Source organism: Streptosporangium sp. NPDC006007 (assembly GCF_040614315.1).
Classification (GTDB): domain Bacteria; phylum Actinomycetota; class Actinomycetes; order Streptosporangiales; family Streptosporangiaceae; genus Streptosporangium.
Genome location: NZ_JBEXUG010000058.1, coordinates 21,078 through 27,934, shown reverse-complemented (window position 1 = coordinate 27,934; position 6,857 = coordinate 21,078). Strand labels below are relative to the sequence as shown.

At 70.7% G+C, this 6,857-nt stretch carries 9 protein-coding genes; 3 read left to right on the top strand and 6 right to left on the bottom strand.

Annotated features, from left to right (window positions below; all coding sequences use genetic code 11):
* Nucleotides 1–204: 204 nt before the first annotated feature.
* A complete protein-coding gene (gene map, locus ABZ194_RS28095; RefSeq protein ID WP_355600031.1) occupies nt 205–1,053 on the bottom strand; it encodes a type I methionyl aminopeptidase in 849 nt (282 codons plus the stop codon).
* Between the two features lie 45 nt (nt 1,054–1,098).
* Here map and ABZ194_RS28090 point away from each other — a divergent pair, with 45 nt between their 5' ends.
* Nucleotides 1,099–1,278, top strand: coding sequence for a hypothetical protein (locus ABZ194_RS28090; RefSeq protein ID WP_355600030.1), 180 nt, complete (start codon nt 1,099–1,101; stop codon nt 1,276–1,278).
* A gap of 9 nt (nt 1,279–1,287) precedes the next feature.
* On the opposite strand, the gene ABZ194_RS28085 is transcribed toward ABZ194_RS28090, so the two are convergent.
* Nucleotides 1,288–1,866 carry a hypothetical protein gene (locus ABZ194_RS28085; protein ID WP_355600029.1) on the bottom strand — a complete coding sequence of 193 codons (579 nt, stop codon included), beginning with the start codon at nt 1,864–1,866 and terminating at the stop codon, nt 1,288–1,290.
* A 123-nt stretch (nt 1,867–1,989) separates the two neighbouring features.
* On the opposite strand from ABZ194_RS28085, the gene npdG reads away from it, so the two are divergent.
* Nucleotides 1,990–2,652 (top strand): NADPH-dependent F420 reductase, encoded by a 663-nt coding sequence (gene npdG, locus ABZ194_RS28080; RefSeq protein ID WP_355600028.1) that lies wholly within the window; start codon nt 1,990–1,992, stop codon nt 2,650–2,652.
* A 96-nt stretch (nt 2,653–2,748) separates the two neighbouring features.
* Nucleotides 2,749–3,222 (top strand): GNAT family N-acetyltransferase, encoded by a 474-nt coding sequence (locus ABZ194_RS28075; protein WP_355600027.1) that lies wholly within the window; start codon nt 2,749–2,751, stop codon nt 3,220–3,222.
* 22 nt (nt 3,223–3,244) lie between these two features.
* Here ABZ194_RS28075 and ABZ194_RS28070 read toward each other — a convergent pair whose 3' ends face one another.
* Genes ABZ194_RS28070 through ABZ194_RS28055 form a run of 4 tightly spaced genes read right to left on the bottom strand, consistent with a single transcriptional unit; the run spans nt 3,245 to nt 6,660 of the window.
* On the bottom strand, nt 3,245–3,850 hold the full coding sequence (locus ABZ194_RS28070) for a response regulator transcription factor (protein ID WP_355600026.1): 606 nt from the start codon (nt 3,848–3,850) through the stop codon (nt 3,245–3,247).
* Nucleotides 3,847–4,950, bottom strand: a complete 1,104-nt coding sequence (locus tag ABZ194_RS28065; protein ID WP_355600025.1) for a histidine kinase — start codon at nt 4,948–4,950, stop codon at nt 3,847–3,849. Before ABZ194_RS28065 ends, ABZ194_RS28070 begins: the two co-directional genes overlap by 4 nt.
* Before the next feature lie 10 nt (nt 4,951–4,960).
* Entirely contained in the window at nt 4,961–5,737 is a 777-nt protein-coding gene (locus ABZ194_RS28060; RefSeq protein WP_355600024.1) for an ABC transporter permease, read from the bottom strand.
* Nucleotides 5,734–6,660, bottom strand: a complete 927-nt coding sequence (locus ABZ194_RS28055) for an ABC transporter ATP-binding protein (RefSeq protein ID WP_355600023.1) — start codon at nt 6,658–6,660, stop codon at nt 5,734–5,736. Before ABZ194_RS28055 ends, ABZ194_RS28060 begins: the two co-directional genes overlap by 4 nt.
* Nucleotides 6,661–6,857 lie beyond the last annotated feature (197 nt).

The following is a 6,857-nucleotide window of genomic DNA, read 5'->3' as shown; positions in this document are numbered from 1 at the left end:
CAACGGCTCCAACTTCGGACCCCGACGACGCACCGGCTCACCGGAAGAAGAGTTCACACAGGATCTAACGACGGATTACCGGCGCAGGACACTAGATGTGCGCCGGGTGCCGGTCCGTGACCGCCGGTGACGCCGGCCACGTGCCTCCGCCGGGTCGGCCGCGCCCCCTCGGGAGGACCAGATGGAGAGCGGAGGGGCGGGCGGTCAGGGGAGCGTCAGGATCTCGTGGCCGGTCTCGGTGACCAGGATGGTGTGCTCGAACTGGGCGGTCCGCTTGCGGTCCTTGGTCACGGCGGTCCAGCCGTCAGGCCAGATGTCGTAGTCGATCGTGCCGAGCGTCAGCATGGGCTCGATGGTGAACGTCATGCCGGGCTCCAGTGTGACCGCCAGTGACGGGTCGTCGTAGTGCGGCACGATCAGGCCGGAGTGGAACGTGGTGCCGATGCCGTGACCGGTGAAGTCGCGGACCACGCCGTAGCCGAACCGCTTGGCGTAAGCCTCGATGACACGGCCGGCCACATTGAGCTGGCGGCCGGGCGCGACGGCCTTGATCGCCCGGTTGGTGGCCTCGCGGGTGCGTTCGACCAGCAGGCGGGACTCCTCGTCCACGTCGCCGACCAGGAAGGTGGCGTCGGTGTCGCCGTGCACACCGCCGATGAAGGCGGTGATGTCCACGTTGACGATGTCGCCGTCGCGCAGCACGGTGTCGTCGGGGATGCCGTGGCAGATCACTTCGTTGATCGAGGTGCACAGCGACTTGGGATAGCCGCGATAGCCCAGCGTGCTGGGGTAGGCGCCGTGGTCACAGAGGAACTCGTGGCCGATCCGATCGAGCTCGTCGGTGGTCACGCCCGGGGCCACGTGCTCACCGACCTTCTGGAGCGCCTGACCGGCCAGTTTGCCCGCGATCCGCATCCGCTCGATGATCTCCGGTGTCTTGACGTCGGGCTCCCCGGTCTTCGGGGATTTCTTCCCGACATACTCCGGCCGCTCGATGTGGGCGGGGACCTTGCGGGTGGGCGAGATCCGCCCAGGCTGGAGCAGTGTCGTCATGGTCCCCCAGTCTAGTTGTGCTTCTCACTGGGCAGGATTGCTCTCATGAGCGATCAATGGTGGTTCTGCCTGAAGCACATGGCGGTTGAACCAGAGGAGGGCTGCCCCAACAAAGACCGGATGGGGCCCTACGAGGCCCGCGAGGCCGCGGCCAACGCGCTGAAGACCGCGGCCGAACGCAATGAGGTGTGGCGGGAGGAGGACAAGAGCTGGAACGAGGACTGATGCGTCGCGTCAGTAGGGGACCTGGGGGCCACTGACCCGTTCCAGAAGCCGGGCCAGCCGGTCGCGCAGACCGGGGCGCCGGCCGGTCTCGCCGGCGGCCATGCTGATCAGGTGCTGGGCTCCGTCGAAGGAGAGCGGAGCCCGGTCGGGGATCGCCAGCGCGTCGTGGGCCAGTCCCTCCAGTTCGGGATCGCCGCCGTCCAGGGCCAGGATGGTCGCTCCGACCTTCCTGGCATCGCTGACGCGCTCCAACAGGAGCTCGGGAGCCTGCTCCTCGGTCACCACGAACAGCGTCTCACCCCGGCCGGCCTGCTCGATCCGCTCCAGCCCGACGCGCAGATGCGCGGGCGCGTCCGGGGCGGGTGCCCATCGGACCAGGGTGGGGGCGAGTTGGGGCAGCCCGGAGAGCCGGGCCTCGTCGCTCAGGTGTGCGGTCAGGTGCCAGGGCTCCTCCTGTGGGGTGCCCACGACCAGCAGCCCTCCCGGTGACCGCGTCGCGCGGAGGGCGAGGCCGAACTCGCGGGTCCGCTCGATCCAGCCGGTCGAGGCCAGGATCTCGCGCAGAAGTGTCACCGACCGAGCGTCCATGACCTTCATGGTGCCCTAGTCACCCCGCGATGACGCTGGAAATGTGACCCTGGCATGATCTGGACAGGTGACAAGGCCGTTCGGGTCCGGCCCCGGGCGGCTGAGAGTGACGAGGAGCGATCAGTGAGCGTTGATGTGGACGTGAGGGGAATCTCGATCGGGATCCTGGGCGGCACCGGCGACCAGGGCAAGGGCCTGGCCAGAAGGTTCGCCCTCGCCGGAAACCCGGTGCTGATCGGCTCGCGCAGCGAGGAGCGCGCCCGGGAGGCCGCGGCGGGCATCGGTGGGTCGGTGCGCGGCGCCGGCAACCAGACGGTCGCGGCCGAGGCCGACGTGGTGATCGTGGCGATCCCGTGGGAGGGCCACCGGGCCACCCTGGAGTCCCTGCGGGCCGAGTTGACCGGCAAGATCGTCATTGACTGCGTCAACCCGCTGGGCTTCGACAAGCAGGGGGCCTACGCGCTGCCCGTCGAGGAGGGCAGCGCCGCCCAGCAGGCCGCGGCGGTCCTTCCCGACAGCCGCGTGGTCGCCGCCTTCCACCACGTCTCGGCCGTCCTGCTGCTGGATCCCGAGGTCGCCGAGGTCGATCTCGACGTGCTCGTGCTGGGCGACGACCGTGAGGCCACCGACACCGTGCAGGCGCTGGCGGGGCGGATCCCGGGCGTCCGCGGCGTGTACGGCGGGCGTCTGCGCAACGCCCACCAGGTCGAGGCGCTGACCGCCAACCTCATCTCGGTCAACCGCCGCTACAAGGCCCACGCCGGGTTCCGCGTCACCGACGTCTGAGCGTTACACGTGGTCCCGTGCGGGGTTCCGCGTCATCGGCGTGTGACCGGCTACGAGGCCCGTGCGGGGTTCGGCGATGTCTTGTAGGTTCTCGGCGTGAACAGTGACGGCGGGACGGAGATCCGGCTCGCGGACGCGTCGGACGCGGCGGAGGTCGCACGCGTCCACATGACCTCGCGGGCGGCCACCATGCCGTACCTGCCTCCGCAGAGGCAAAGTCACGACCAGGTGACCCGATGGATCGAGGACGTCCTTTTCAAGGAGTGCCTCACCTGGGTCGCGGTGCGCGGGACGGTGATCCTGGGCTACGCCTCCCTCGCGGGGAACACGCTCGAACACCTCTATCTGCGGCCGGACGTCCGCCGCCGGGGGATCGGCACCCTGCTCCTCGACGAGGTCAGGCGGCACAGCCCGGACGAGCTGCGCCTGCACGTCTTCCAGCGGAACACCGAGGCCCGCGCGTTCTACGAGCGCCACGGCTTCACCGTCCTCGACACCGACGACGGCAGCCGCAACATGGAGAACCTGCCGGACATGACCCTTCGCTGGACACCGCGCACCACACGGTGAACCACGACGGGGCCGATCGGCCTTAGATCCAGCCCACGTCCTCGGCGATCCGGATGGCGTCGATCTTGCTGCGGGCGCCGGTCTTGGCGATCGCGCCGGTCAGGTAGTTTCGCACCGTCCCGGTGGACAGGTGCAGCCGCGCGGCGATCTCCTCCGCCGGGGCGCCGCGCGCGGCCTCCCTGAGCACGGTCGCCTCGCGCGGGGTCAGCGGGCTCTCGCCGTACTCGATGGCGGTGGCGACCAGTTCGGGGTCCAGCACCCGCAGGCCCTGGGCGGTGCGCCGGATCGCGTCGGCCAGACGGTCGCCGGGGGCGTCCTTGACCAGGAACGCCTCGATCCCCCCGGCCAGCGCCCTGCGCACCTGGCCGGGCCGGCCCATCGCGGTGAGCACCAGGACCCGGCAGCCGGGGAGCCGCTCCCGCAGTTCCACCGAGGCGGTGATGCCGTCGACCCCGGGCAGTTCGATGTCCAGCACCGCCACGTCCGGGCGGGTCCGCAGCGCCGCGGCGACGATCTCGTCGCCGCGGGTGACCTCGGCGACCACGTCGATGTCGGGCTCCAGCCTCAGCAGCGCGACGAGCGCCGCCCTGATCATGTGCATGTCCTCGGCGAGCAGCACCCGGATCACGCGGGCACCTCCACCGCGAGCCGGAAACCGCCGCCGCCGGTCCGCTCCGCGCTGACCGAGCCCCCCAGGCCGACGGCGCGCTCCCGCAGGCCGGTGAGCCCGTTGCCGTCGGCCGAACGCCTGCGGGCACGGTCGTTGACCAGCTCCAGCCGTACGGTCCCGGCATGCGCCGAGGTGCTGATCGAGCAGATCGTGGCCTGGCTGTGCCGTACCACGTTGGTGATTCCCTCACGCACCGCCCAGGCCAGCGCCTCGTCGACGGGCCTGGGCACCTGGAGGTCGGCGAGGTTGGTCTGGCAGCTCACCCCCGAGGCCTCCAGCAGCGCCACCGCCCGGTGCACCTCCTCGGCCAGCGACATCTCGCGATAACCTCGCGCCACCTGCCGCACCTCCTGCGCGGCGTCCCTGGCCACGTGGACCAGCTCCGCCAGCTCGGTTCTGGCCGCGGCCGGGTCGCTCTCGACGAGCCTGCGCGCGAGGTCGCCCTTGAGCGCGACGGCGGTCAGGCTGCTGCCCAGGCCGTCGTGCAGATCACGGGAGATCCGCATCCTCTCCCGCAGCACCGCGGCCTCGGCCAGGTCCATTCTGGCCTGGGTCAGCTGCTCGCTGACCACGGCCAGCCGGACCACCCCGTAGATCACGAATCCGGTGGCGAAGAGACTGATCACGCTGTAGACGGCGCTCTGCGCCGCGTACTCCTGCACCGAGTAGCGCCAGAGAAGGGCGGACTGGGCCGCCGTCATCGCCACCAGGGCGCCGAGGGCGAACGGCGGTCGCAGGCGGAGCAGTACCGAGCCGAGCAGGATGGTCGGCGCGCCTGTCCACCAGTATCCGAACTGACCCTGCAGCACCGCGAAGGGCACGTAGGTGGCGAGCACCTGGATTCCCAGGCCGAGGGTCGGGCCACCCGGCTCCGCGCCGCGCAGCGCGGCACGGACGTGCAGGAGGTGGGGGACGAAGAAGCAGGGGAGCCCGGCGGCGAGCACGGCGATCCCCGGCGCTCCGCCGTGCTGGGCGATCATGATCACGGGCAGGATCATGAAGCCCACGGAGATCAGCGTGACCAGCCCGATGGCCAGCGGCCGGGGGGATACTCGCATGACAGTGAACCTATGACCTCCGCGCTTCCCAGCGGAACCAGCGCGCCGTCGCGACGACCCCGATCACCGCCCAGACGGCCAGATTCAGCGCCGGTACGGCCGCCGCCCGCAGGTCGCCGGCGAAGGTGCCGTCCGCCGCGTAGGCGATCTTGGCCACGTCGACGACGGCGGCGGTGGGCAGCAGGCCGAGCAGTGTGCCGACCCAGCCGGGAAGCAGCTCCAGGAGCGGGCCGAAGCCGTTCGCGCCGATACCGGCCAGGAAGAAGAATGGCATGGCCATGACGGCCGCCAGTTCGGTACGCGGGACGAGCGCGGTGAACGCGGTGCCGAGCAGGCACAGGACGACGGCGCCCGCGACCACGGACACCAGGTACAGCAGCGGGTCGCGGGGCACCGGCAGATCCGTCAGCGCGTACAGGGCGACCGAGACCACGACGGTCAGCAGCGTGCTCTGCGCGGCGAGGCTGACGATCTCCCCGCCGAGGATGTCGCGGTCACCCAGCCCGGTGGCCCGCATCCGCTTGAGGATGAGCTGGTCGCGGCGGGTGGTGAGCGTCACCGCGATCTGGGTGAACGTCGCGATGACGAGGACCATGGCCAGCACCCCCAGATGCTGGTTCAGCAGGAATTCCGCGTTCCCCGCGCCGACCCGGTCCATCAGGAGCGGCAGTCCGATGCCCAGGCCCAGAAACAGGCTCACGGAGGTGCTCAGGGCCACCCGGTCCCGCCAGAACAGGCGGCTGCTGAAGCGGCTCACCACCGCCAGATCACGTGCCGACACGGTCACGCCACCTCCTTGCCGATGTCGTGGGTCATCTCGCCCTTGTCTCCCGCGGCGAGATCCAGGAACAGGTCTTCGAGCGTCGCCGTACGGACCTCCAGGCCGCGCAGGCGCAGGCCGCGTTCCGCGGCCCAGCTCAGCAGGGTCTGGGCGGCGAGGTCGGGGTCGGCGACGCGGCACACCACGGTGTCCCCCTCCAGGGTGGCGTCGGGGACCGGCAGGTCCCGCGGGGTGACGGAGGCGGGAAGCTCGAAGGCGACCCGGCCGGCCCGCGTCGCCAGGGTCTCGGCCATGTCCCCGCCGCTGACGATCCGCCCCTGATCCATGATCGCCATGCTGGCGGCCAGCTGCTGGGCCTCCTCCAGGTAGTGCGTGGTGAGCAGGATCGTGGTGCCCTGTCCGGCCAGATCCCGGATGACCTCCCAGGTGTTCCTGCGTGCCTCGGGGTCCATCCCGGTGGTCGGCTCGTCGAGGAAGAGCACGTCGGGACGGCTCAGGACGGCCAGTGCCAGGTCCAGCCGGCGCTTCTCACCCCCGGAGAGCTGACGCACCCTGGTGGCGGCCTTGGCGCTCAGCGCGGTCAGCTCCAGGGCCTCCTCGCGCGGCCGGGGCGCGGCGACGAAGTCGCGCCAGGCGTCCACGGTCTGCGCCACGGTCAGGTCGGGGAGGAACCCCGCCTCCTGCAACATGATGCCGACACTCCGCCGCACTCTGACCCGGTCCCTGACCGGATCGAGGCCGAGTACGCGCACCGTGCCCTCGTCCGGCGCCTGGAAGCCCGCCAGCACCTCCACCGTCGTGGTCTTTCCGGCGCCGTTCCGGCCGAGCAGGGCGAAGATCTCACCCCGTGGGACCTCGAAGGAGATGCCCCTGACGGCCGCGAAGTCTCCGTAGCTCTTTTTGAGCCCGTCCACTTGAATCGCTGTCATACCTCCGATCCTGGAGACCGGTCATCCTGGGGAACAGTGAAAAATTCACCACCGTGACCGGACGGCCCGCCCGGTGATCTCGCCTGGGCCGGTGATCGTGCGCGAGGCGGTGCGTCCTCTCTGCCGTCCCGGCCCTCGGGGCGCCCTGCTCTCTCGGGCGCCCTGCTCTCCCGGACGCCCTGCTCTCCCGGACGCCC

What these genes read in the sequence shown, in the direction of transcription:
- map (WP_355600031.1), bottom strand. Translation starts at nt 1,053, where the DNA reads ATGACGACACTGCTCCAGCCTGGGCGGATCTCGCCCACCCGCAAGGTC.
- ABZ194_RS28090 (WP_355600030.1), top strand. Translation starts at nt 1,099, where the DNA reads ATGAGCGATCAATGGTGGTTCTGCCTGAAGCACATGGCGGTTGAACCA.
- ABZ194_RS28085 (WP_355600029.1), bottom strand. Translation starts at nt 1,866, where the DNA reads ATGGACGCTCGGTCGGTGACACTTCTGCGCGAGATCCTGGCCTCGACC.
- ABZ194_RS28065 (WP_355600025.1), bottom strand. Translation starts at nt 4,950, where the DNA reads ATGCGAGTATCCCCCCGGCCGCTGGCCATCGGGCTGGTCACGCTGATC.
- ABZ194_RS28055 (WP_355600023.1), bottom strand. Translation starts at nt 6,660, where the DNA reads ATGACAGCGATTCAAGTGGACGGGCTCAAAAAGAGCTACGGAGACTTC.